We start from the raw sequence: 25,843 nt of genomic DNA on the forward strand, positions 1-25,843 counted from the left end.
ATATTTTTCTTATTCTGCTGATTTTGCATTTTCACAACAGCTGATCACACTATTAAATTACATTATTATCCATTTTTCCGTGGTTCACATACACAGGGGGGATCATCAAAAATAACGCTTGTAGTGTAAAAACACAAAGATATAATTGATTTAACGGCGCCGTAATAAACCGAATAGGAGTTTTACTCATGGAATTATTTACAGTTAAATCAATTGGAAAAGTTTGCGTTGATAAAAAGGGAACTCGCTTAAAACTGGATAAAGAATATATCCCGGCTCTTACCAATCTTGAGGGATTCAGCTATATCAATATTCTCTGGTGGTTTGATCAATGTGACCATTCAGACTCTCGCTCAAAACTAATTGAAAAAAGCCCATACAAAGACTCACCGGAGATGTTGGGAACATTTGCAACACGCTCTCCAGAACGTCCCAACCCTATTGCACTAACTTGTGCTAATATTACGTACATTGAGGCAGAAAATGGTGTTGTCGGGTTAGCCTATATGGATGCCGAGCATGGAACCCCCATTTTGGATATTAAGCCCTACACACCAAGTCTTGACCGGGTAGAAAATCCTTCTATGCCTCAGTGGTGTGCTAGCTGGCCAAAAAACGTGGAGACTTCAGGAGATTATGACTGGAGTAAAGTCTTTAACTTCTAGCTATAATAAGGTCTGGGCGATTTGATACTTACCTTTATGAATGCATTTCAGATACATCTCTCATCATGCAAAAAAACGGGGGCGTCCCAAAAGCCATGAATGGCTTCTTGGGACGCCCCTTGGTTTTGGAGTAGGATGCACATGGGAACTTGGTGAGGACACTCCGCGAACGGACCGTTGTTCCAATTGCAGTGCTCTCCAGATTTTTTTCATTCCCCTTAGCGGTGAAAATCCGGAGATCAAGGCGGCCGCGGCCGCTTTTCCACAATCAGTCCGTCCTCTGCTGAAGTATGAGCAATATCAACACCCGCTTGGGTACCGAAACAGCTTCAGTAAGACAGACCCTCCCCCTACTCAAGCTCGCTCCCAATTCCTTTTTCTCTTGCAATCTTTACGTAGTACACCGCTGTAGCGATATCGAAGACGGCCATACCCATCGGGCAGAAAAAGATCGGCTCATCTGCGGCGAAATCCGCAAAGCAGCGGCGGCTGACGACATCGGTAATCTTTCGCGTACCTTCACAAGTCAGTCCCTGCTCCAGATGGAGCTGCTCAATGTCGGTATTCTCACGGCACACTTCATCCCAATCGTCCACGATGATGGCTTTTACTGAAGCTAACGCCTCCGGCTTATAATCACGCAGTGAAACATTCAGCAAAAGACTGCCTTTTGCAGGGGGAAGATCAATATACCGATGATTGGATACGGTACAAGTGATGAAGATATTGGAATGCCGGTAGACATCTGCCCAAGTCTTAGCTACTTCGATCCTGTCCCTGTAGATAGGCGGGATTCCTGACAAATCTGCTCCCCTTATGTCAAAGATACGGATAGATTCGATCCGGTCTCCATACAATGCTGCAGCCATTTGAAAATGATACTGACCAATCGGCCCCCAGCCGATAATGCCTAGATGAATTCGGACCAGCGGGCGTGCCTCCATAAAATAACGAATCATCAGCCCGCTGATGGAGGCCGTCCTTACAATGCTGGGCATCGGCGAGTTGAGGATGGCTGAAGGTTCGCCCGTAGCGGGATTATTGAGCACGATAATGCTATGCGCGCGGGGAAGACCCGCCTGGATATTATCCGGGAAGCTGGAAATCCACTTGATCCCTGCTGCATTCACCTCTCCTCCAGCGTACGCAGGCATGGCAATAATCCGGTTCCGGGCATTGTTATACCTTAGGTATGGCTTTACTGGCTGGGCGTAATCACCTGAATCCATAATGCGCACTGCAGACTCTACCGACTCCACAAGGGCAGGCCAATCCAGGCCAACTTCCCGAAGATCCCGGTCGTTTAAGTACAGCATCCCGCTTCCTCCCCATATCCTGTCTTATCTTCCAAGGTCGGTTCTGTCCTCAGCCGAAAGTTCCCGGCCGAATTGGCTCTGAATCCAGACATCTGAATATACAGTATCGAGGTAACGTTCTCCCTTGTCATGCAGAATGACCGCACAGACCGATCCCGGTGTCAATTCCGGCTCCATCTTTTTAACGGCTGCAATAATCCCCCCGGAGGATGCGCCAGCCAGAACCGATTCGCTCCGGGCGAGTGCCCGGCAGCCTTTGACAATATCCGAGTCCGAGACATGGATGATACGATCGATCAGGCCGGTTCTGCAGAAGGGCGGTACGATACCGGCACCGAGTCCCGGGAAGCGCCGCTGACCCTTATTTCCTCCAAAAATAGCGCTCCCCTCTGCGTCAACAGCAACAATCTTAGTCTTAAGCCCGTGATCCCTTGCATATTCTGCGAGGCCCCGAATCGTGCCGCAGGTACTGACGCTGCAGAACAAATAATCCACCCGCCCAAGCTCAGCCACAATTTCCTTCATGGTCGTATGGTAGTGAGACAGATAATTATGGGGATTCGCATACTGATTCGGCCAGTAGCTGCCCGGTATTTCCGCCAGGAGCTGCTGCACACGGTTCAGCCTGGCGGGCAAAAACTCGCCTGTTTCGGGGTCGGGACCCGGGACCAGATCTATTTTTGCGTCCAATGCCTTCAGGATTTGCAGATTCGTGTCTGTTGTTCTGGGGTCGACCACGCTGATAAAACGCATCCCCAAAACCTTGCAAATCATCGCCAGGCTGATCGCCATATTTCCCGAGCTCGATTCAATGACGGAAGTTCCCGGCCCGATGATCCCTTCCTTCCAGGCTTCCCGGATCATCCGCAGAGCCGGACGGTCCTTCGCACTTCCGCCGGGGTTCAGCAGCTCCATTTTCGCGTAAACCTCAAATCCGCTTTTCTGGAACAAGTGATTCAGCTTGATTAAGGGCGTGTTTCCGATGGCCGACAAAATGCCGCGATTCAGGTATATATCAGGCCCGCTATTATCTTTGTCTTTCTGGTAATACAGTTTTTTGTTCTTCACCTGCCCGCGCTCCAGCGGCTCCTCCGCAGTTACGATGATGACCTCAATCGCATCAAGCAGATGGTTACGAATCATTCTGCCGATTTCGGGAATGCACTCCCCGATTTCCTCCCGGATGGCCGGAATAGCGGAGTTTTCCGCAGATTTGCTCTGAATATACACAGTCAGTGCATTGTCCTCTACGCTAACGCGGATGATCGCATCCTCAAGATGACGGTATACAACCCGTTCAATATCGTACAGGCTGATTTTTTCCCCGTGCTTCAATTCCCGGCCCACCCGTTTGACAATAGACGCAAAGCTCTGCCTCTCTACACCGCCATCCATCACAGGCCTGAAGTCTCTTACAACGTCATAGGTAACAAAACGGATGGCAGGCAGCATCTTGCGGACGCATGAGGTAAGCACCAGGATACTCTCGTCCTTTGCCAGCGGTCTCCATTCCCCGCCTAACTCCTGTATCCCGATCCCTTCCGCATAAATGCCGTCAGCGAGAATATACCGGCCAAGATCATGGGAGTAATAAGCAATCGTCCCCATTTCAATGGAGCCGTACGTATCAATGATGTCACGCGGCTCCAGACCGAACAGGCGGGCCATGTTGCACTGCCACTCAGGTGTGGCGATTTCCCCGACCAGAATGATCTTGCGGATTCCGAAGGCAAGCGGATTGTCTGTAGCATATACGATATGGTCGAGGATAGAAGGCATCGTATACAGCAGGTCCGGCTGGAATGCCTCAAGCTGTTCAATATGCTGCTGAATCGGCAGTTCAAAGGGGATCGAGCTATTTTCCAGGCCCAGCCGTTCAAATATGGTTAGCGCAGTGTTCGCTGCATGTCCGGTACCCATGTCTGCCAAGGCTCTTGTGCACCCGCTCCCTGCGATAAGCTCACCGAACAGCTTTGTTTTGATATCTATGTAGTGCTGGTCATCTTCCTCTGAGTAGAGAATCGCCTTCCGGTCGCCAGTGCTTGTGCCCGATGTCCTGTATACGGCAAGAGAAGGGTCAGCTGGCTCTGTATAATAATAGGTTTCAAGAATCTCCGTCGTCAGCAGCGGAAGCTTCTGAAGGCTATAATTGGTTTGCCCGCCGCCGATCAGCCCCTTGTACCAAGGAAATACCCCGATAACCTCAAACACCTTATCCTGTAATTTGTCCAGCAGCATCTTCGCCGCCTCCCGCTCTGCTGCAACCTGCAGCCTCTTTAGATACACACCTTCAATCATCATATGTAGCACGCTCCGGGTGTGTTCTTTTATCGTCTGCTGCCCAATCAAAAGTTCAACGATCCCCGTAAGATAGCCTATAGGCTTATTGCGACGGAGGGACGTAATGAAGGAACAAATCACACGTATATCCAACAAGCTGACGAAGACAAAGGTACTGGCTGGAAGCCAAGAGTTAAGGATGCATATCCCGGTAACGAGAAAAATGAAGCCAAGCGTGCTAAAAGAGATGCTGCAAAAATATCACATGGTGTACATTAAGCCATGCTGCGGTTCATTGGGGCAGGGTGTGATTCGGGTAGACAAATTTCCGGTCAATCGCTTGAAAAGCAGCAGTGGAAGAGATCATGACCCGAGGCAAGAGATGTCCTACCGCTATCAGGCCGGTACGCAAGTGCATAGATTCTCCGATTACGACACCGCCTATCGTGCAATCTATAGGGAAACCAAGGAGAGATCCTATTTAGTCCAAAAGGGAATCCGGCTGCTTACCTATGATGGCCGGCCCTTCGATATCCGGGTGATGGTGCAGCGGAATCTTAAGAGGGAGTGGGAGGCTACGGGGATTGCAGGACGCGTGGCGCATCCTCACAAGGTGGTGACCAACGGCAGTCAAGGAGGGACCATATATCCGGTTGAGGTGTTGTTGAACGCCTACACAAACCTAGAAAAGCGTGCAGCATTGATCGCGGCAATGAAGGAAATTGGAGTAAAGTCTGCCCATCAGTTAAGCACTGCCTTCCCCGGCCTTCAGGAAATCGGTGCAGATATTGCCTTGGACCGGCATCTGAAGCCCTGGATCCTGGAAGTGAATACAGCCCCCGATCCCTGCCCGTTCACCAAGCTGCAGGACCGTAATATGATCAACCGAATCGTAAGGTACGGCAAGGCCTATGGGCGGACTTACAATCTGAAATGTATGAAGGCGAAGCAAGGTGTGGTGTGACTCCGAGCGAAGAGGCAGGGGATCGATTTTCAGATTCGTATGAAAAAATAGAGGTTGGAACAACTAATAGACCGCCCCGGAGGAGCGGTCTACTGATTACGTTATAATCCCATCGCGGAAGAACCGGACACAGGCTCTTCTGTATACAACCTTATACACATCACGATATTATGCCTCTTGTGCAACATGTGAGTGATCCGGTGCTTTCTGGTTCATAATCGGCACCATGACCAGTGCACCAAGAAAAAATAATAATCCTGCTCCGCTATAGATCGTACCTAGCGAAAAGGCATCCTTTAACGCGCCAGCGAAAGACATGGAAATGACCATCATGCCTACGAACATCGGATTCAGAACCCCATTTACGCGGCCGACAATGGAGCTATGTGACCATTTCAGGATCATTGTGCTGATCCCGATATGAATGCAAGGGAACACAAGCCCATTCAGAAATTGAACGGTCAGCGTGAGCGGAACACTAGTCGAATACCCGACGATGACAGTGCATATTGCGCCTGCCAGCATACCTATTGCCAGCAGAAGCTGCGGCGGAACCCGCTTGGCGAAGATGGCTACGATCCCGCCACCGATCAGCATGGCTGCACCATTCACCATCAGCAGATATTGCAGGAACTCCTTACTTTTGCCCAGCCGCTCCGTTACGATAAACAGGTTGAGCGCTTGGGCAACCCCAACTGCGAGTCCGGCGAGAATAAATGCGAGTCCGAGCATACGCAGCACTTGGCTGTGCCAGACATAACGGAAGCCTTCATTGAAATCTTTACGGAACTGCCCTTTTCCAGCGGTCGTTTGAGGTTTCAAATGATCCTCAGGCAGGCGAATAAGGACGAGTGCGGACAGCAGAAAGACCACGCCCATTATAGCAATCGACGTTTCAAGGCCAAACGTGCTGTACACGAAGGTGCCGAGCATAGGTCCGAGCACCATGAAGATAGCCATGAGTGATTGGAATAGAGCCATCCCTTGCTGCAACTGTTCTTCCGGTACATGATACTTAAACAATCGCATGCTTGAAGGCTGTGAGAACTGCGATAGAATCGCTGAGATGAATGCTACAAGGTAGACGGAATGCCATGAACCGAAATGTATGGTCAAAAGTACTGCGAATACAGATACCGCAGATAATAAATCGCACCAGATCATCGTTCGCTTCGGCTTCCAGCGGTCGGCAAATGTACCTCCGATGAACGAAAAAACAAAAATAGGTGCGAACTCTGCTACGCTGATCAGCGATATGGCGTAGGGATCATTGTTTGTTTTTTCTGCAACATACAGGAGAATAGCGAAATTACGGACCCAAATGCCGATCTGCAGCAGCACGCTTGATAATAGAATGGTCTGCAGGAACCGATTGCGAAGCAGGCTTGGTGCATTGCTGCTATTTTCATGCCTATTCAATCTTATTCAACCTCCAATTGTTTGCAAAGATGCCCATTTTGATTAAATGGTATAACTCTCTTTTCATTAGTCTCACCTTTTCATATAATCTAAGTCGTATTTGTCAATTATAATATACTTAAATACTCTATATTTCTTTTTTTTTGCTAAGTTGAGTAACTTTTTTATTTGCTGGCTCATTATATATAAAAACGCAAAACAGCGCTTCTCCATTAACGGTAGAAACGCTGTTTTGTATACTATTACAGCCCCTTGACTTCAAACTCATAGATTCGCGCGGCTGTATCAGCACCCTGGGAGGGCTTAGTAATGATTAGTTTTACATAGCGGGCTTTAACTAGTGCAATCGCCTCAGTCGTCTCCGCTGCCGTGTTTCCTTGGACCTTGACGGCATCGGCCCAGTTCGTACCGTCGCTGCTCACCTGAATGGTATAATCGCTAGTATTGAACCCGGACCACTCTCCTCCGCTCTCAGCATGCTTGATGACAAAGGCACTGATTGGATGCTCGGCGCCCAGATCGACTTGAAGCCAGTGAGGCAGATTGCCAAGCGCGCACCATTTGCTGTTGTCCGTCACTTTACCGTCTACGGCATTCGGTGCTCCTTCCTTATCCCCGCAGGCCTGATCGGCTGTTACAGCTTTGCCAAGTGCCAGATTCTTCACTGAACCGGCTTCCTTGCTTACTGTGATTAGTGCCTTTTTCGACATTGTGTCTTGGCCCGAGCTGTTAGTTGCAGTCAGTGTCACGCTATATACACCTTCCTGATTGAACGTTGCCACCGGGTTCTTCGCGGTGCTGACAGCCGGGCTTCCGCCGTCGAAGGTCCATGACCAGCCTTCTGTCACTTCAGTCGACAGGTCGGTGAAGTTTACACTCTCACCTGGAGCCACCAGCGTCCGGTCGGCCTTGAAATCCGCAGTCGGCTTCGGATAAGCCGGCCAGCTGATCTTCACGCTGGAGGCCTGACCTTGCCCGTATCTTCCATTGACCGCAACGACCTTCAATACCGTTACCGCTTCCTTGTCTATTCTTCTCATCTCAGGGACGTAAAACACATGATTCGGCGTTGCCCCCATTAGCACCTCATTGCCATCGGGCAATACCCGATAGATTTCATACTGCTTCACCTGCTGATCAAGCGGTTTCCACTGCAATCTGGCATCTCCATAGATTCCATTGCGGAAATCAGATGAAGTGGCTTTCAGCCCACTAACCGCCGGGAGCGGCTGAATCGGGTCGTTGACATTTTGGATGGCGAGCTGACCAATGTGTATGGCATAATCACTTATCGTATCCCTGGTATCAAAATACAGTGACAACGCCACGATCCGTTTCCCTTTATAAGGGGTCAAATTCAGTGTTTCTGTAGTCCAGCCTGGTGATGTTTTATCCTTCACGTTAAGGAAGACAAATTGATCGGGATGGTCTGCAAAAGCAAGGCCAACCTTCAGGCTAGGCTTGTTCTGCGTTTTGTACGTAACCGACAGCTTCGTACTTGCTTCGATCTTCAGATCTGTCTTATAGAGCTTCAGATGTGTCGCATTGTCATGGCTCAGCACACCTGATACCTTCAGCGAGCTGCCGCCGTAATACGCATCGGACCAATCCAGCACCGGTGTGAGCGGTGTTCCTTTGCTGTCTGCGATCCAGCGCCATGTCGGCAGGATATCCTGCAGGCTCCGGTTATTCCATCCTTTATCCCGTACCTGCTTCCCGTGAACGTAATACTTCTGTCCGCTTCCAGTGTTGAAGCTGGTGATGAAGGGCAGCTTATTTACAGGGGATGCTTCAACCACATCGTTTGCGATTCCTTTCCAGGTCTGGCTGCTCGCGGTATTGCCCGGATCTCCGTTAGGACCCACCCAGAACTTGTTCTCGCGGATGAAGAAATCCTCCATACTCTCTGCACTGTTAAAAGCCCAGTCCGGGCGGTAAATCCCCAGAGAAGTGACTGCAGGCTTCCCTTCCGGGAACAGCAGATTCCAGTTCACCTTCGTATCATAACCTTTGGCTTCAACGTCAATACCTGCATACAGGTCAAACGGACTTCTGCCCAAGCTTTTGGCCTTTTCCGCCGAGCTTTCAAGATCCTTCCACCAGAAGTTCAGGAACATACTGTCTGTTATCTGCTTTCCATTGTCCTGCAGGAACATCGCATTCTTATCATTTAGGGCGTTCTGCCAGCTGATACTGCCTTCTTTGGTCATGGAATCGTACCATACGAAGTGCATAGATGCAGATTTGTGCACTTCAAGATAACGCAGGAAAGCTTTCATTTGCTGTGCGTCAGCCGGCGTCCCACCCTCTGTCTCCTGGTTAATGAACCAGCCGTCAAATCCGTAATACTCCGCAACCTGGATCAGCTTGTCAGCGGCAGGAAAGGAGCCGTCACTCTTCTGCTCTAGCATCTGCTTCACCCATTCATATTTACCGCCATACACGGCTGGCGGGAAGAACACCGTTCCGAGGATCGGCACGCCATTCTTATGAGCAGCGTCGATCGTATCGGCACTTGGAGGCACGATGATCCCTTCGCCGGCCGAGCCGCCCCAATAGACCAGTTGGTCAACATATTGCCAATAGGTAAACGTGTTTGCCCCGAATTTGTCCGAGCCCTGCGAGGGTACTCCGCTTGTTCCCGGATTCAGTGCTGATAAAGCCATGACTTTCGGCGCTTTAGTCGCATGAGAGTTGACCCCTGCTCCCACAAAACGGTCCTGCAGCGGGACAGTACTACGGTTGAAAGCCGCGTCCGGGTCTGATGCCGGACTCCACTGAAGCAATTGCTCTGGAAACCAATAGGATGAATAAGGCTGTTTGGCTAACGCAGAAGTGGATAATGCAGCACATATCACAATTAAGAAGATAAAACCTGCACCTATCTTTTTCATGCCATCCTCCTCCAATGGATCAATTGATGTGAATGTCAGCCTATTTATGGGCCGCTTTCCACTCGTCATATTGCTTCTGTGCTTCCGCAATGACTTTATCCAGACCGGCATCCTTCATCTTGGCGATTGCCTTCGGCAGATGTTCATCCGGGTCGACTGCACCTGTCATGATAGGTGGATAAAATTCTTTTACGATCGCCGAGATAGACGCCACTTCTGTCTTCACTGGATCGGGGTTGAAGTTGAAGCCAAAGCTTGGTGCCACCTTGGCGGAATTGTTGAACTCCTTGAACGCTTCCCATTTATCTGCAGGATCTTCCTTGTGGCTGTAGGTCAGGAACAGATTGCCTAGTGCGAATCCCGGCATCTGGTAACCGTCTTTCATAGCCGGCAGATCTTCAATGACGTCTTCAGAGATCTTCTTGTAATGTGTGCCTTCGATACCGTAGTTGATCAGATTGCGCAAATATTTGTCCGAATTGAGCAGGTTCAAGAACATCATCGCACGCTCCGGATTTTTGGAATTCGCCGAGATTGCGTGCATAGAACCGGTAGCGGAGCCTGTGAAGATAACCGGATCCTGCATAGGTGAGGTCACGATGTCATAGCCCGCACTTCTCGACCAGCCCAATTCTGCATAAGGCTGCGTTTGCTCGCGGTCCGCGAACCATTTGCCTGTCTTGATGTTATCAATGCCTTCCAGAGTTGCGACATCTTTGCGCAGATAACCGGCTTGATAATATTTCCGAATGGTTTTGAGCGAGCTTTTCAGTTCATCGGATTCAAGGATATTGACGTACTTCCCATCCGTTGAGTTCATATTTATCCCAACCGGGAATTCATCGCCCAGGAGGAAATCGAACGGCATATAAGGCTTGAAGCCTTTCGGTACGGCCAGTGGCGTAATGTCAGCCGGCTCGCCTTCCTTGATTTGTTTCAAATAAGGTTCGAGATCCTCTAGGGTACGGATTTTTGTAATATCCATCTTATACTTGTCGACATACTGTTTGTTGAATCGCCATACCCACTGCGAGGCCAACTCCTTGTTCACTGGTACGGCATAATTTTTGCCATTTACCTGCGATCCAGTCAGGAAGCGCGGGTCGAGCTCTTTTATGATATCCTGACCGTATTTTTCCAGCAAATCATTGATTGGCAAAAACGCACCCCGAGTCGCGTTCGGCAGGTAGTCAAAAGCCCAGGAGGAGGTAAACGCGATATCGTAATTCTCCCCGGAAGCAGTGATTACCGGCAACCGTTTCGAGTAGTCGCCCCAGTCAATCATTGTGATGTCAACGGTTGCGTTGATTTTATCCGTCAAATATTTATTCATTTCCTCTTGAACCATTGGCAGGTCACGCTGTGGACCACCAATCAGGTATACCTTAAGCTTCACCGGGTCCAGCTTATCCCCAGCCTGGTCGCCGGATTCTGTTGGACTAGCCGATTGGGTCCCGGACGGAGTGTTCCCATCACTGCTCTCTTTCGTGTTATTGCTGCCACAGCCAGCCAAGCCGGAAGCGAGTGCAAACAGAAACACAACCATCAGCAATACCATTTTCTTGGACTTCATATGTCTCCCCCTAATCAATATAAATATCTATTGTTACTGCCCTGGATCAGGCAGATACAACTTATCCAACTTATTCTTTAACCGAACCAATCGTAAGCCCTTGGATAAAATACTTTTGGAAAAAAGGATACGCCAGCGCAATTGGCAGCGTAGCCAGCACAACCATAGCCATACGTACGGTCTCTGTCGGCAAGGTCGCAGCAATATCGTAAGATACTACCTGGCTGCTGTTCTGTACGATGAAGTCCATATTGTTCTGAATCCGGATTAAAAGTGTCTGCAGTGGTATTAAATTGGGATTATCAATATACAGAAGCGCATTGAACCAGTCATTCCAGAAGCCAAGTGTACTGAAAAGCCCGATAGTCGCAATACCCGGCAGCGAGATTGGCAGCACAATACGTGTGTAAATGCCGAATTCGGTTGCTCCGTCGATCTTGGCCGATTCGATAATCGCATCCGGTACAGTCGTCGTAAAAAAGGTACGCATGACGATAATATAGAATGCGTTCAGAATAGATGGGAAGATCAGCGCCCAAAGGGTATCCCGCAAATGAAGTACTTGCGTAACAACGATATATCCCGGAACCAGCCCCCCGGAGAACAGCATGGTGAAGAAAGCAAGAAAGCTGAAGAACCGGCGCTGGTCAAAGTTCTTGCGTGAGATTGCGTACGCATATGTAGAAACGAGATACAGCGTCAGAACGGTTCCAATGACCGTTACGGCCAGGGTCACACCCAAGGATTGAACCATTTGCTCGCCGGACCGCATCAGAAACCGGTAGGCGTCCAGACTGAGCACCTCGGGCAGGATGCTGAAGCCGTTGAGAGCCAATGTCTTCTCGTCCGTAAACGAAATGACAATGATAAAAATAAACGGGAAGATACAGGATAGGGCGAATAAGCCCACACCCACATTAAATATAAAGTTCCATAATGGACTAATCGCATTGATGTCCCTGGTTTTCTTTTTCCCGGGAGCAGAGAGCACTGTTCTCTCTATAGATTTGCTTAAGTCATTCATTGCAGCACCCCCTTGCCGATTTTTTAGAATACGGCATAATCCTTTTCAATTTTGCGTACCGCATAATTCGCGAGCAGAACGAGAATCAGACCGACAACGGATTGATATAGACCCGTAGCCGTACTCATACCTGTATCGCCCATGATCGTCAGTCCCCGATACACGAATGTGTCAATAACGTTAGTGACCGGATACAGTGCGCCGGAATCCCGCGGAACCTGGTAGAATAAGCCGAAATCCGAGCGGAAGATGCCACCGAGTGCCAGGACCGTCAAAATAATCATAAGCGGCTTCAGCATCGGCAGTGTAATAAACCGGATCTGATTCCATTTGGTAGCACCGTCGATCATTGCCGCCTCATAATAAGAGCGGTCGATACCGGCGATTGCTGCAAGATAGACGACGCTCCCGTATCCGGCATTTTTCCAGAGACCCAGAAAGATAAGAAAATACGGCCAAAATTTCGTCTCACTATACCAGCTGACCGGGTCTTCGCCAAAGAAGACAAGGAGCTGGTTGAATACGCCTTTTTCTACATTGAGGAACGAGAACACAAAATAGCTAATAATAACCCATGAGAGGAAATACGGCATAAACATCGCGGTTTGGTAAAATTTCGCCAGCCGTTTGTTTAACAGCTCATTCATAATGATGGCAAGCGTAACCGCGAGCACCAGTCCAAGCATGATCAAACCGACGTTATACAGAATGGTATTGCGCGTTATGATATAAGCATCATCTGTCGAGAACAGGAACTCGAAATTTTTGAAACCGACCCACTCGCTCTTTAAAACGCTTTCAAAAAATCCCCCCGGATGAATCCGGAAATCCTTAAAGGCAATAATCGTCCCAAACATCGGCAAATATGCAAAAATAATAAACCACGCTGCTCCCGGTAATACCAGCAGAAGAAACGCCCTATTCTTTATCAGTTTCTTCAAGATGCCTAGCACGGCTGTCCCTCCTTTGATTCACTTGCAGCTGAGTTCATCCACTGTTCATCCCCTATAATCAACAATGGTTAACTTCAGCTCATTTGGTGTTTTGGATCTTCCCGTTCACCCCTGTCTTTATTATGAAAGCCGGGCAGCCGCCGTGAAAGTTGAAAAATACAATAAAATGATGGATTAATTAAAGATAGCGCCTTCATTTCACAAAAAAACACACCTCCTCAAGGTGTGTTTTGTTAGAAGACAGGTCGCCGCCTACTTTTTCATATACATCGAACGCAGCTCCGTAGGGGAAACGCCGGCATATTTCTTGAACTGCCTGTAAAAGTAAGAAGTATCCCAATAGCCTACCTCCGCCGCCACTTCCGCCGTCTTTTTGTCCGAGTACAGCAGCAGATGGGTGGCACGTTCAATCCGGTACTGATTGACATAATCGGAAAAGCTCGTACCCGCCTCCTGTTGAAACAACTGCCCCAGATAGTTGGGATGAAGGTCCAATTTCTGGCTGAGCGTCTTCAGCGAAAGCTCCTCTTTGTAGGTGTTTTTTACGAAATCCAGTACAGCCATCACATGGGGGCTATAGTCTCTTTCTGCCGCATGGTAAGTATCAAGTGTTTGATGGACCACACTTTTCACCAGCTGCTTCAGCCCGCTGCGAGTATGAATTCTGGATAAGGGACCGAAAACCCCGCCGTAATCCGGTGTCTTTTCCAAAGTCTTGGCCGCCAGCATAAGCTGAATTGCGGAGTTGAAGAACGGCATTCTTGCGGAGTGCCCGGCCTCTGCCTGAACATCAAAGAAGTCGTCGATGAACCCGTCAACCTCAAGACGCTGCCCGTCCCGGAGCAACTTATGGAATTGATCCATAGCGGGCTCCCTATTTTCATACGTATGAGCAGCTTCATTTCTGTCGTCCAATGACTCTAAGAGAGTCTCTGAATCGCCTAACAAATGATTCTGAAACCACAGCTTCACTTGTCTGCAGCTTTGCGAAAATCCCAGATAGGATTGCTCGGCCTGTCCCTTTACCCCCCATACACGAGCTCCTGTATCAGAGACGATCCACTGCTTCATCCCGTAAAGCGCATGATATTTCCATTCTTCTCCTTCCCTCCCGGTTGAAGCAAACAGCACAATGATATCTCCTTCCTGATCAGGGAAGCAGATGATCTCACAGCCGTCCGGTACATATTTCCTGCCTATGATTTCACATTGCTCAGCGATAATGGGTCTGTACAACTGCGGTTCCTCCATATCGTGACCGGTTACAATCCGCAGCGCAGCAGCACTGTAACGCGACTTGGTTAAGGGGATTTCCAGCAGCTGTGCGCGCTCCCGGAACTCTTGGGCATCAATGGTTTCGTTCGCCCACCGCTGCAATATATTGGTTCTCAGAATCCTCCAGCTCTGATCCATATGGATTTGTCTGACTTCCTCCCGCTCCCAATCGTGCTGCATATGCTTAATCGTCGCTTCTAATTCGCCGATATTGACTGGCTTGAGCAAATAGTTCTCGACACCCAGCGTGATGCCTTCCCGTACGTAATTGAATTCCTCGTAACCGCTCAGAATGATGAACTTAGTGAGGGGACTGCGTACTTTGACTTCCCGGATCAGCTCAAGTCCTGTCATCCGGGGCATCATGATGTCCGTGATAATTAAATCTACGGATAAGCCGTCCAGCGTTGCTAGCGCTTCCACGCCATTTCGCGCTGTACCTGCAATTTGCATTTGATTCGCATTCCAATCGATGATGGACTGCATTCCTTCGACAATGAGTGGCTCATCATCCACCAGCAATACGTTCCTCATTCAGTTAGTCCTCCCTTGTGAATGGTATTTCGATGATGACTTCACAACCTTTACCCTGCTCGCTGATCACACTTATTCCGTACTCGCTGCCATAATTCAAACGGATACGTTCATGTACATTTTTTAGACCCAGAGAATCACTGGATAGCAAAGGTGCTCCCCCCTCACTTTGCAGTGCCTTGTGCAGCTCGGTCATTTTCTCAGGCGCAATGCCCTTGCCGTTATCCTTCACACGAATAATGATGTGTCTCCCCTGTTCTGCAGCCGTTATGGAAATCCGGTTATCGTCGTCATCCGCCTGAAAGCCGTGAACGATGTAATTTTCGATAATCGGCTGAATCAGCAATTTCACCACGATGCTCCCGGCGACTGCCATCTCAATGTTCGTTTCCACCTGCAGCTTATTCTCGTACCGGTATTGGATCAAGGCCAAATACATCCCGCACAGTTCGATTTCTTCGGCCAATGTGACATGGGTCTGTTTTTTGACCAAATGCCTGAACATTGTGGCGAGAATATATATCATTTGACCGACATCCCTGGCCCCTGAACTGATGGCCTTCATGCGTATACTCTCGAGCGTATTGTACAGGAAATGCGGATTAATCTGCGCCTGCAGAGCCACGAGCTGTGCATTCTTCTGCTTGATCTCAGAGATGTAGACGGTCTGGATATAGGACTCCAGCCGGTCACACATATGGTTAAAGCTTTGCGAGATCTGCTGCAGTTCGTCCTCCCCTTCCATTTTGATCCGCTTGCTCAAATCACCCTCCTGCCAGCGCCGCATGTAGACGATAATTCTGTGGATTTTTTTGGAGTAGCGGCGGATAACGGTGAACGTCACGGAGATGCTGATCATGATGCATAAGATCACAATCCCTGTAAGACTAAAACGTAAGGTTTGAAGACTCTGTACGATTTGAGACTGCGGAATAATGGCAGCAGCGACCATCCCTGTGTTCCCGATATTCAGCAATTGTACTTTTGAACGTTCCTCCAGATTCACCCAATCTCCAGGCTTCGTTATCTGCTTCCAGTAGGGATAGACAGTATTATCGTATCGCCCCTGCGAGTCAAAAATCACTTGCCCCTGCGACGTGATCAGCATGATCCGGCTGCTCGTATTTTTCAACTTTTCCTGCAGCAGCCCTTTAATACGGTCGGTGTTGAGTTCGAACAGAATGGCACCGTATTCTTTCAGCGTCACAGGATCTTTGAGCACATTCACGTAACTGTAAGGTGTTGATTCCCCGATGGCTTTTCCCTTGAATAGCGGCTCGTTGCCCATATACTGCCAAGGCTGATTCCTGAACCGTTCGTACCAGTACTGGTGCTCAGAGGATAACGGCGGTTGATCGTAAAAATGCTGTGTTTCCCGGTTCAGAACGTAAAAAAAGTCCTGATCTGAGCTGTACAGGACAATGTTCGAGATGGATGCCTCCTCCTTCAGCAGCTGTCGTAAATGATAGTCAAAGCTGTTACGTTCTGTCCTGTAGCTGTTTGCATATTGATTCAGACGCCACTTGAGGAAGTTCTCATATTCATGAGTCAAAAAATACTTCAGATCGTCTCCAATCATCGCATCAGTATAAATCTGCTGCACCGCACCATACATCCGTTCGTTCTGCTGATTCAGACTGATGCTGATGATGTCCAGTTCCTGAAGACTCGCATCCATCTGCTCCCGTACGAGCCGCTGCTCGTAATAGCGGTAAGCCAGGATAGAGACACTTATAAACAAGAGAACCATGACCATGGAGTAGAACAGGAGGATCTTGTTAAACATTTTTTTCTTCAGATGATTTTGATAAAAAATCCGTATCTTGGACATTCGCGCCTGACCGCCTCCTTCGGAGCCAATTTTCAACTCAGTGTATCACCGTTCGTTAAATTTAGGCAATAAAGAGAACATGCAGTGCCTTCCACTCAACTTTCAATTGTCAAAAGGAAAAGAACCCGCTATAATGAGCGCATTCCCCTAAGTTATTCACTTTTACCCCATTTGGATCTATCCCTATAAACTATTCACCCTCCGATTATATGAATTGGAGGTCCACACGATGTTCCTTACCGAAAACAAGCTGCAGGCACGTATTCATGAATTATCCGCACTCCGTTACCGGGACCGGCAGACGCTGAGCGTATTTCTTGCTTGCGAAGACCACCGGGAAGATATTAATCCTACGGTGCCAGGTGCCGAAGCCCATTGGCAGACAATGCATATTAACGAGACCTGGAGTGGCCGGGATCTCTATTTGTGGCTACATACTCATGCTGAAATCCCTTTATCATGGGAACATAAGCGCATCGTCGGGTTATTTGATTTTGGCGATACCGGGGGTGGAAACAACTCCGGATTTGAATCCCTTTTCTATTGGGAAGGCAAACCATTTCAAGGCGTCGATTCCAATCATAAGGAAGTGTTTCTTCCAGCTTCGGCGGCAGGGCACTCTGCTGAGCTACTCTTCCGTTTATGGTCGGGTCTTGAAGGAGGCGGACAACCGCGCAATCAGACCCATACCCTCAAACAGGCGGAGTTATGTTGGCTGGATGAGAAAATAGACGATCTTGTGTTCACCGGGACGGCCATTCTCGAAACCGTAAAAATCCTGGACCCCAATGCGCCGGAGCGGACCAAGCTGCTGCAAGTGCTCCAGCAATCCTTCCGTATGATCGACTGGGCAGACCCTGAATCAGAGACGTTTTTCATCTCTGTCTACGAAGCCAGAGACCATCTTACCGCCTGCCTGGAAGCTATGGACAAACTATCCGATGTGACCATCACCTGTATTGGCCATACCCATGTTGACGTTGCCTGGTTGTGGCGGCTTAAGCATACGCGAGAGAAATGTGCGCGGTCCTTCTCTACGGTGATGCGGCTGATGGAGATGTTCCCGGAGTATGTTTTTTTGCAGACACAGCCCCAGCTATATGAATATGTGAAAGAAGATTACCCGGAGTTATACGAATCCATCAAGGAGCGAATTGCGGAAGGACGCTGGGAAGCTGGTGGCGGCATGTGGCTTGAAGCGGACTGCAATCTGACCTCGGGCGAATCGCTAGTTCGGCAATTGCTGATCGGTACACGTTTCCTTAAGGAGGAGTTCGGTTCCGAATGCAGATACTTATGGTTGCCGGACGTGTTCGGCTACAGCTGGTCCCTGCCGCAAATTTTGAAAAAATCAGGCATTCATACCTTTATGACCACGAAAATCAGCTGGAACCAGTATAACCGGATGCCTTTCGATACGTTCCATTGGCGCGGCATTGACGGCTCGGAGGTATTGACCCATTTCATCACAACACCTGAACCGTGGTCGGAGCCAGGGTCATGGTTCTACACCTATAACGGGAAAATCATCCCCAAGACGGTCAAAGGAATATGGGATGCCTACCGCGACAAGGAAATGAATCAGGAACTGCTGCTGTCCTATGGCTATGGTGACGGCGGTGGCGGGGTGAACCGTGAAATGCTCGAGATGCGGCGGCGGCTGGATCAGTTGCCCGGGCTCCCAAAGGTAACTACCGGACGTGCGGATGCCTATTTCGACAAGCTGCAGCAGACGGTGACGGATACCGATTCATACATTCATACCTGGGATGGCGAATTGTATCTGGAGTATCACCGCGGAACGTATACCAGCCAAGCTTACAACAAGCAGATGAACCGTAAGCTCGAACTGGCCTATCGTGAAGCTGAGTGGCTGAATGCTCTGCAAAGCATTTTGCAGGAAGACTGGAATCTGTACCAAGCCAAACCACTGACTTCAGGCTGGAAAATCATTCTGCGCAATCAGTTCCATGACATTATTCCCGGCTCCTCGATCCGAGAGGTGTACGAAGACAGCAGAGTCGAATACGAAGAAGCGTGGCAGATCGGCAGTCAGATCGACACACAAGCCCGGGCTGCGATCGCAACAGGGATAACAGCAGGAAGCTTTTCGGTGTGGAATTCCTCACCATGGAGTATCACAGAGCTTGTGGCTATTCCCGCTTCTACGGGGATGCAGCAGGGCTACTGGTTAAGCGATGCAGGGCTACGCTTGAATGCCCAGCTGGATACAGGCATTTGGTATATTGAAGTGAAAGATATACCTTCGCTCGGGTATACAACGATTCATTTCCAAAGCGATGCCGAATCCGTCCATTCCGGGCTGGCACCATTCAGCCATACAGAACGTGGAATTGAAACCCCTTTTTATCTATTGGCGTGGAACGAAGCCGGGCAGTTAACCCGCATTTACGATAAAGCAGCACGACGGGAAGTACTGGCTAAGGGAGCTAACGGTAATCTGTTGCAGGTGTTTGAGGATAAGCCTCTGGCACATGAAGCTTGGGATATTGATATCTTCTATCAGGAAAAAATGACTGAGATTCGAGATTGTTCGGCAATCGAAGTGATTGAGACCGGTTCGCTTCGGGCCGTCATCCGGTTCCATTGGCAGTACCGGAATTCCACAATTACACAGAACCTGATTGTCTATGCCGCGAACCGGCGTATTGATTATGTAACCGAAGTCGATTGGCACGAAAAGCAGCAATTGCTGAAGGTAGCTTTTCCGGTTGGCATCCGGTCTACAGAGGCAACCTATGACATTCAGTTCGGCAACGTGAAACGGCCGACTCATTGGAATACGAGTTGGGATTGGGCGCGCTTCGAATCGGTCGGGCATCAATGGGCTGATCTGTCCGACAAAGGGTATGGTGTCAGCCTATTGAATGACTCCAAGTACGGTTATGATATTAAAAACAATGTCTTGCGGCTGTCGCTGATCAAAAGCGCTACACATCCTGATCCGCATGCGGATCAGGGGCTGCACCGCTTCACCTATGCCCTTCTACCGCATCAGGGGGATTGGCTGGCCGGACAGACCGTCAAGCAAGCCTGGTTCCTGAATGCCCCAATTCGCTATACGAAGGGGCATGCAGAACTGCCAAGCCGCTCCATGTTCGCCTTGTCGGGCGATACTGCTATGATCTCGGCAGTCAAAAAAGCAGAGGATTCAGACTGCATCATCGTGCGTATTCACGATTACTCCGGAAGCTCCAACACGCTGGAGCTGACGAGCGGTCTGCAGATTCATGGATGGCGAGAAACGAACCTGATGGAACAATCAGCTGGCGAAATGCATAACGATGCTGGTATCTGCTTTGTCCTTGAACCTTATGAGATTAAGACTTTTGAAATCGACTTGCGGCGCTAACTGTCAAGCCTTTAACGAACTTTCACCGCCAGGTTATCGCCCGTGCAGGGCGCACCACACGCCAAAAAGCCCGCGTTTGTGCGGGCTTTTTGGCGTACAAATCAAACCTTACGGTGCTACAAAGAAGAATAGCTGATTGTCCGCTCCGAAATAGGACCACTGCTGGATTTTGGTACCGTTCATGGTTGAAGAGCTTGGAATATCCAGCACTTTGCCGCTTTGTCTGTTCACAACCTTATAATAGCCGCCGCCAACTGCTTCAAGCTTCCACTGCTGATTATATCCTCCTGTACCCGTAAGCGCCCACTGCTGAACGCCCGCACGATCCGCGGTGGAGCCATCTATCACATCCAGGCCTTTACCGCTGGCTGTGTTAACGATGTTGACATACCCGCTTCCTGCATCGCTGATCGTCCACCGCTGGTTATTTCCGCCTGCATATTCCCATTGCTGGACAAGCGCGCCATTCTCCGTAGAACCATCAGTCACATCCAGGGCCATTTCGCTTGCTTTGCTCAAAATCTTATAGGTGCCGCCGGTCACCGGGGCCGAGTTGGACCACCATTTGAATGTGATCGCACCACCGGCAGGAACCGTGTACGTGAATGACTGGGAATTCCACTGAATCTTGACGGTTTTAGTGCTGGAGAGCCGGTTGGACAACACAAGCGCAATGGAGCCGTCCGGATTTTTATAGGCTACGTCCTCCATGCTGTTCTCAAACGTATTCGAATCAATACGGGACGCATTCAGGTCGACAAATTTACTGCTGTGCCCCAAACCGTAAAATTGCGGATTGTAGGTTACTGAGTCCGTAGTGTCAGAGCGGATGGTCAGCAGGCCGCGGTTGGCCGTATCAATTCCGGCGAGCGCAGGGCCGCCATTCTGATCCAGCGCGACATTCCACATGATATAGGACTTTGCCCAGTTTCTGGGGAAGCGGATCGTATGCATCATCAGATCCTGGAACATTCCTGCGTTCGTCCCGCCGCCAATCCACGTTCCGCTGCCGCCTTCCGTGAACCAGATCCGTTTGGCCGGAAACAGCTCATGCAGCCTGGTCAGGTTGGAATGGCTGAGGGCTGAATAATAATGAAAAGCACTGCCCTGCGTATAGGCAGATGCGGTAGAATCCAGCACTGACTTGGCATAGCTAATATCGTCATAGTTGTCGTCATAGGCCATAATTTGAGTGTTAAGTCCGTTCTGTGCCAGCTTCGGGCCCAGCACATTGATCAGATTGCTTTGTTCACTGGCTGACATAGGCAGTCCAGGATAGTGTGGGGCATTTTTCGGTTCATTCTGCAGGGAGAGGGCATAGACAGGCGTTCCAAGTGCGGCATACTGCTGCAAATATTTCACCAGATAATTGGCATAGGCATCATAGTAATACTCACTCAAGCTGCCGCCCGTATCACCGTAGAGGCTTTTTTTCGTCTTCATCCAGGCGGGAGGACTCCATGGGGCGGCGAACAGCTTGATCCTGCCCGGATTTACGTTATAGGCCTGATTAAGCATAGGGCGGATGTAGGCTTCATCCCTCCAGAGGGAGAAAGCGCTCAGGTTCATATCATCATTGTTCCCGTACGTATCATCATAGGTCCACATTTCCCAGTTGAAGTCACTCGCGCCGATCGGCTGGCGGAGGGCGCTGATGTTGATGCCGCCAGCGCTGAACAGCTGGTTCATGACCTCTGTTCTTTTGGCTGCAGACAGTTTATTTTGCAACAGCCAGCTGGATGAATCTGTGAGTGAAGCTCCGAAACCGTCCATCGTCTGATACGTTCTTCCCTCATTGACACCAATCGAATAGTCGGCACCTGCGCTGGATGCAGAGAAGCTGACATCCGCTTGTCTTGCCAACCAAGTATTTGTATTGGGATTGGACAACCATACCTGTACGTTTTCACCTGCAGCCTGTGCCTGCTGCGGTGAGGACACCGCCCCCATGGGCACGGAAATAGCCAGAACAACTGCCAGAGTCAGCATTTTTTTGATTGCCATAACAGTTCACTCTCCCTGAATAATATGAACTTCTCAAAATGCCCTTATAGTGCTAACAGTTTGGATGACTTGACCCTTTCTTCTCTGATTATGAACGGAACAGCGGCGAAATTGCCTCCGCCGCTGTTCCTCATCATTCCAAGTTTTATTTAATTCCTTTTTCGTCAAAATACTGATACGATTGTTCCTTCACATAAGCCAGGAGTTTATCGATCCCGGCTTTTTTCAGCTTGTCGCGGTAGGTCTTGAGTGCAGCGTCCACATCAGGTATCAGTCCGAGCATCAGCGGTTTGCCATATTGCTCAAACACCTGGTTAACCGCTGCAAGCTCGGTTTTGACCGGCTCATAATCCATATAAATAGGTCCGAAAATATCCGGCTTGCTGATTGGCTTGAATTCTTCCTTCAGCTTATCGAGACCGTCCCAGCCTCCTTCTTCTTTCAGCATGTTGGGCTCATATCGCCAGCCCCAGCTTGCGATATCGAAACGAGGCGTCACATTAAGATCGACACCCGGTGCCGGAATGACAATCGATTTGGGATCTTTGCCCTTGGCCCAGTGCGTGCCTTCGATCCCGTAGGTCATCAGATCAAAGTAAACAGGGTCGTTGCGAAGCTTGTCGAGCACCATCAGCGAGCGTTCCGGATTCTCCGAGCTCTTCGGAATAGCCATCGCGTTCGAGCTTGGCAGTGTCGGCATTACATAATTGTGGAACCGGGTGAACGGGAAGTAGCCGATTTCCATATTCAGTTTTTTGGCCTTTACTTCATTAATAAAGCCTCCGGCACTAGACGGGTTGCGCCAGTAGATCGCTCCTTGTCCGGTCTTGATGAAATCGCCGGCTTCCTGCTTCGAGGACAGCGAGTTTTTGTTCCAGTAGCCCTTGTCTGCCCACTCCTTCATCTTCTTGACCCAAGCTTCGTACTTGTCGGTAAACGGTACAATTTGAATGTCCCGTGGAGTATCGTAAGAAGTGGCCGCGATCACATCACTTCCGCCAATCATCCGGAAATCATTCCAGTATTCGGATAGGAACTTCACGTTATCATAGACCAAGCCATTGATCGGGGTAACATGCTTCTTCGTCTTCACGGCATCCATGTAAGCCTCAATCGAATTCAGGTCACTGAACTCCGGCAGGCCCAATTCCTTGCGCCAGTCCTCCCGGTAGACGTAGCCGGCTGGCGTGTATTCCGAAACCGTATTCGGCACTGCGTAAATACCGCCGCCGACCGTGACGGAGCCCCAGTCATCCTTCGGCACATTGCCCCAGGTTACCGGCGCATATTCAGGGAGCAGCTTCGTCAGATCCATGAACGCCCCCTGCTTGGACAGCTTGTAGAAATCTGCCCAGCTCGATGCGAAGATCATGTCAATCTTCTCACCGGAGGTTAGCAGCAGATTATATTTAGTCTGCCAGTCGTTCCAGGTGGTAAACTTGAGATCGACCGTAGTGTTCAGATCTTTTTCCAGCATCTTGTTCCATTCGGCCATCACCTTGTCCATATCCTTATGCGTATCGCCGACCAGATACCAGGTCAGCTTTACCTTTTTTGCTGTAGCCTCACTTGCCGATGGGCTGGCATTGCTTCCAGACGGATCCGGATTGTTCTTTCCCGCCGCATTGTCATTCGATCCGCCACAGCCTGCCAGCAGCGATGCCAGCATGGAGAGCGAGACGAGCAGTGTCCATCTTTTTTTGATTTTTCCCAACTTGATTCCTCCTCAATTAATGTTCTAGATGCTTCGAGCCTGTCTGACCTTGCCCTTTATTACTTAAAAAAAATACTATGTTAGCCGGCAAGCCGGTTCTAACCTTTGACCGCTCCAACCGTAAGCCCTTTCACGAAGTAGCGCTGAACGAAAGGATACAGCAGGATAATTGGACCTGTCGCCACTACAGCAACGGCCATTTTGAGTGTTTCTGTCGGCGGCACGACATTAGCGGCCAGATAGGCCCCGTTATTCGACCGCAGCACCGCTGCGCTGGACAGGATTTTATAGAGCAGAAATTGTAGCGGATATTTAGTATCCGTTGTAATGAACATATTGGCATTGAACCAATCGTTCCAGTAGCCGAGTGCTAGAAACAGCCCGATTGTGGCCAGTCCCGGCGTCGACAGCGGCAGAATCAGCCTCTGGTAGATTTTGAAGTCACCGGCGCCATCAATTTTGGCGGACTCTACAATGGATTCAGGGATCGACTTCATGAAGCTGCGCATCAGGATAATGTTCCAGGCACTCAGCAGCGGAGGCAGAATTAGCGCCCAATAGCTGTCTTTGAGCCCCAGATTTTTGGTCATGAGAATATACCAGGGAATCAGGCCGCCGCTGAACAGCGTTGTGAAGTAAATAAAGAACGAAATACTGTTGCGCATTGCGAAATCCTTGCGGGAAAGGACATACCCTGCCATCGAGGTCAGGAAAATGCCCAGCAGCGATCCGACGATGGTCACACCGATCGTTACACCATAAGCCCGGTATATTTGCGCCGGCGTACTGAATAAGGACTTATACGCCTCGAAAGAGACCGTGTCCGGGAACAATTGAAAGCCTTTTGAGACAATCTCCATCTCATCGGTAAAAGAACCGGCGACGATTAGCCAAAAGGGGATGAGACAGACCAGGGAAACGAGTGTTAACAGCGTGTAGCCGATGATATTAAAAAAGATGGTTTCCTTGTCCTGCTTAATCCGGCTGCCTTTGGAGGCATCCGCCTTGGCTAGTTGTTTGACTTGGGTACTCATGCGTATACCTCCTTTCTAAAACAAAGAGTAGTCCTTGTTCGTCTTACGGATGATGTAATTGACAATCATAATTAAAGCGAAGCCGAAGAATGATTGATACAGGCCGGCTGCCGTACCCATACCGATGTCAAAATTGACTGTCAGGGAACGGAACACAAACGTGTCGATAATATCTGTGGCATCGTAGAGCATACCATTGCTGCCGATAATCTGATAGAACAGATCGAATTGCCCCTTCATAATGCTGCCTAGACTGAACAGAATCAGCAGAATGAATGTAGGCTTCAGCAACGGCAGCGTAATATTGCGGATTTGCTGAAAGATAGTCGCCCCGTCGATTTTCGCTGCTTCGTAATATTCATCGCTGATCGCCATAATGGCTGCCAAATAAATGACAGTACCATAGCCAAGTCCTTTCCAGATACTAAAGAACACAATAATGAACTTCCATGGTGCCGTATGCAGGTAGAAATCATAGGAATGAAGTCCAAGCTGCTTAAGTACACTGTTGACTACCCCAAGATCTGAGAACAGGTTATAGACGAACGCGCCTACCAGCACCCAGGACAGAAAATAGGGAAGAAACATCAGCGACTGGGCTGTCTTCTTAAACAGCTTGCCGGACAGCTGAGCAAGGAATACGGCACAAATAATCTGCATGATATTACCCAGTAAAATGAACGCCAGATTATACAGCACAGTATTCTTGGTCAGATTCCACAACACTCCAGTATTAAATAAGAACTTAAAATTCTCCATCCCGACAAACTGGCTTCCAAAAAGCCCTCCGTCAAAATCAAACTTCGTAAAGGCGTAATACACGCCTATCATCGGGACGTAACTAAACACAATGAAAAACACAATGGTTGGTGCAATCATTAGCAGAAGCGTCTTGCTCTGACGCAGCTCCCGGATGATCCCGCCCTTTCCGGACATCGAATCGGCCTCCTTCTCCTTCTGTTTGTATGTTCCGCCGGTACTCCCGGCTAC

At 49.4% G+C, this 25,843-nt stretch carries 16 protein-coding genes; 3 read left to right on the top strand and 13 right to left on the bottom strand.

Features of this window, described 5'->3' with window-relative positions; genetic code table 11:
• Window positions 1-188: 188 nt before the first annotated feature.
• Entirely contained in the window at window positions 189-665 is a 477-nt protein-coding gene (locus A3842_RS24695; RefSeq protein ID WP_074103072.1) for an SAM-dependent methyltransferase, read from the top strand.
• Between the two features lie 350 nt (window positions 666-1,015).
• On the opposite strand, the gene A3842_RS24700 is transcribed toward A3842_RS24695, so the two are convergent.
• Window positions 1,016-1,981 carry a 2,3-diaminopropionate biosynthesis protein SbnB gene (locus tag A3842_RS24700; protein ID WP_074103073.1) on the bottom strand — a complete coding sequence of 322 codons (966 nt, stop codon included), beginning with the start codon at window positions 1,979-1,981 and terminating at the stop codon, window positions 1,016-1,018.
• A gap of 24 nt (window positions 1,982-2,005) precedes the next feature.
• Entirely contained in the window at window positions 2,006-4,282 is a 2,277-nt protein-coding gene (sbnA, locus tag A3842_RS33630; RefSeq protein WP_305953398.1) for a 2,3-diaminopropionate biosynthesis protein SbnA, read from the bottom strand.
• Between the two features lie 103 nt (window positions 4,283-4,385).
• Here sbnA and A3842_RS24710 point away from each other — a divergent pair, with 103 nt between their 5' ends.
• Window positions 4,386-5,225: a YheC/YheD family protein gene (locus tag A3842_RS24710; RefSeq protein WP_074103074.1), complete on the top strand. Its 840-nt coding sequence runs from the start codon at window positions 4,386-4,388 to the stop codon at window positions 5,223-5,225.
• A 168-nt stretch (window positions 5,226-5,393) separates the two neighbouring features.
• Here A3842_RS24710 and A3842_RS24715 read toward each other — a convergent pair whose 3' ends face one another.
• From A3842_RS24715 to A3842_RS24745, 7 genes are all read right to left on the bottom strand, one after another.
• Entirely contained in the window at window positions 5,394-6,644 is a 1,251-nt protein-coding gene (locus A3842_RS24715; protein WP_074103075.1) for an MFS transporter, read from the bottom strand.
• Between the two features lie 242 nt (window positions 6,645-6,886).
• The gene (locus A3842_RS24720; RefSeq protein WP_074103076.1) at window positions 6,887-9,538 is read right to left on the bottom strand and encodes an endo-beta-N-acetylglucosaminidase; all 2,652 of its coding nucleotides are present in this window, start codon (window positions 9,536-9,538) and stop codon (window positions 6,887-6,889) included.
• A gap of 40 nt (window positions 9,539-9,578) precedes the next feature.
• The gene (locus A3842_RS24725) at window positions 9,579-11,111 is read right to left on the bottom strand and encodes an ABC transporter substrate-binding protein (RefSeq protein WP_074085148.1); all 1,533 of its coding nucleotides are present in this window, start codon (window positions 11,109-11,111) and stop codon (window positions 9,579-9,581) included.
• A gap of 70 nt (window positions 11,112-11,181) precedes the next feature.
• Window positions 11,182-12,135 (bottom strand): carbohydrate ABC transporter permease, encoded by a 954-nt coding sequence (locus A3842_RS24730; protein WP_074085147.1) that lies wholly within the window; start codon window positions 12,133-12,135, stop codon window positions 11,182-11,184.
• Between the two features lie 23 nt (window positions 12,136-12,158).
• Window positions 12,159-13,088, bottom strand: coding sequence for an ABC transporter permease (locus tag A3842_RS24735; protein WP_074085146.1), 930 nt, complete (start codon window positions 13,086-13,088; stop codon window positions 12,159-12,161).
• Window positions 13,089-13,340: 252 nt separating this feature from the next.
• Window positions 13,341-14,897, bottom strand: a complete 1,557-nt coding sequence (locus tag A3842_RS24740) for a response regulator transcription factor (RefSeq protein ID WP_074103077.1) — start codon at window positions 14,895-14,897, stop codon at window positions 13,341-13,343.
• A 4-nt stretch (window positions 14,898-14,901) separates the two neighbouring features.
• Window positions 14,902-16,728: a sensor histidine kinase gene (locus A3842_RS24745; RefSeq protein ID WP_074085144.1), complete on the bottom strand. Its 1,827-nt coding sequence runs from the start codon at window positions 16,726-16,728 to the stop codon at window positions 14,902-14,904.
• Between the two features lie 229 nt (window positions 16,729-16,957).
• On the opposite strand from A3842_RS24745, the gene A3842_RS24750 reads away from it, so the two are divergent.
• Window positions 16,958-20,101: an alpha-mannosidase gene (locus A3842_RS24750; protein ID WP_074103078.1), complete on the top strand. Its 3,144-nt coding sequence runs from the start codon at window positions 16,958-16,960 to the stop codon at window positions 20,099-20,101.
• Between the two features lie 108 nt (window positions 20,102-20,209).
• Here the strand turns inward: A3842_RS24750 and A3842_RS24755 are convergent, their stop codons facing one another.
• The 4 genes from A3842_RS24755 to A3842_RS24770 form a co-directional block, all read right to left on the bottom strand.
• Window positions 20,210-22,105, bottom strand: coding sequence for an RICIN domain-containing protein (locus A3842_RS24755; RefSeq protein WP_074103079.1), 1,896 nt, complete (start codon window positions 22,103-22,105; stop codon window positions 20,210-20,212).
• 145 nt (window positions 22,106-22,250) lie between these two features.
• Window positions 22,251-23,819 (bottom strand): extracellular solute-binding protein, encoded by a 1,569-nt coding sequence (locus A3842_RS24760; RefSeq protein ID WP_083609719.1) that lies wholly within the window; start codon window positions 23,817-23,819, stop codon window positions 22,251-22,253.
• A 98-nt stretch (window positions 23,820-23,917) separates the two neighbouring features.
• Window positions 23,918-24,853: a carbohydrate ABC transporter permease gene (locus A3842_RS24765; protein ID WP_074103080.1), complete on the bottom strand. Its 936-nt coding sequence runs from the start codon at window positions 24,851-24,853 to the stop codon at window positions 23,918-23,920.
• A 15-nt stretch (window positions 24,854-24,868) separates the two neighbouring features.
• Window positions 24,869-25,789, bottom strand: a complete 921-nt coding sequence (locus A3842_RS24770; protein ID WP_074103081.1) for an ABC transporter permease — start codon at window positions 25,787-25,789, stop codon at window positions 24,869-24,871.
• Window positions 25,790-25,843 lie beyond the last annotated feature (54 nt).

The sequence above is a fragment of the Paenibacillus sp. P3E genome, from assembly GCF_001909045.1.
Lineage (GTDB): Bacteria > Bacillota > Bacilli > Paenibacillales > Paenibacillaceae > Paenibacillus_AQ > Paenibacillus_AQ helianthi.

Bases quoted from the DNA above. Each gene is read 5' to 3' on its own strand.
- A3842_RS24695 (WP_074103072.1), top strand. From the start codon at position 189: ATGGAATTATTTACAGTTAAATCAATTGGAAAAGTTTGCGTTGATAAA.
- A3842_RS24700 (WP_074103073.1), bottom strand. From the start codon at position 1,981: ATGCTGTACTTAAACGACCGGGATCTTCGGGAAGTTGGCCTGGATTGG.
- sbnA (WP_305953398.1), bottom strand. From the start codon at position 4,282: ATGATGATTGAAGGTGTGTATCTAAAGAGGCTGCAGGTTGCAGCAGAG.
- A3842_RS24710 (WP_074103074.1), top strand. From the start codon at position 4,386: ATGAAGGAACAAATCACACGTATATCCAACAAGCTGACGAAGACAAAG.
- A3842_RS24720 (WP_074103076.1), bottom strand. From the start codon at position 9,538: ATGAAAAAGATAGGTGCAGGTTTTATCTTCTTAATTGTGATATGTGCT.
- A3842_RS24725 (WP_074085148.1), bottom strand. From the start codon at position 11,111: ATGAAGTCCAAGAAAATGGTATTGCTGATGGTTGTGTTTCTGTTTGCA.
- A3842_RS24730 (WP_074085147.1), bottom strand. From the start codon at position 12,135: ATGAATGACTTAAGCAAATCTATAGAGAGAACAGTGCTCTCTGCTCCC.
- A3842_RS24740 (WP_074103077.1), bottom strand. From the start codon at position 14,897: ATGAGGAACGTATTGCTGGTGGATGATGAGCCACTCATTGTCGAAGGA.
- A3842_RS24745 (WP_074085144.1), bottom strand. From the start codon at position 16,728: ATGTCCAAGATACGGATTTTTTATCAAAATCATCTGAAGAAAAAAATG.
- A3842_RS24750 (WP_074103078.1), top strand. From the start codon at position 16,958: ATGTTCCTTACCGAAAACAAGCTGCAGGCACGTATTCATGAATTATCC.
- A3842_RS24755 (WP_074103079.1), bottom strand. From the start codon at position 22,105: ATGGCAATCAAAAAAATGCTGACTCTGGCAGTTGTTCTGGCTATTTCC.
- A3842_RS24765 (WP_074103080.1), bottom strand. From the start codon at position 24,853: ATGAGTACCCAAGTCAAACAACTAGCCAAGGCGGATGCCTCCAAAGGC.
- A3842_RS24770 (WP_074103081.1), bottom strand. From the start codon at position 25,789: ATGTCCGGAAAGGGCGGGATCATCCGGGAGCTGCGTCAGAGCAAGACG.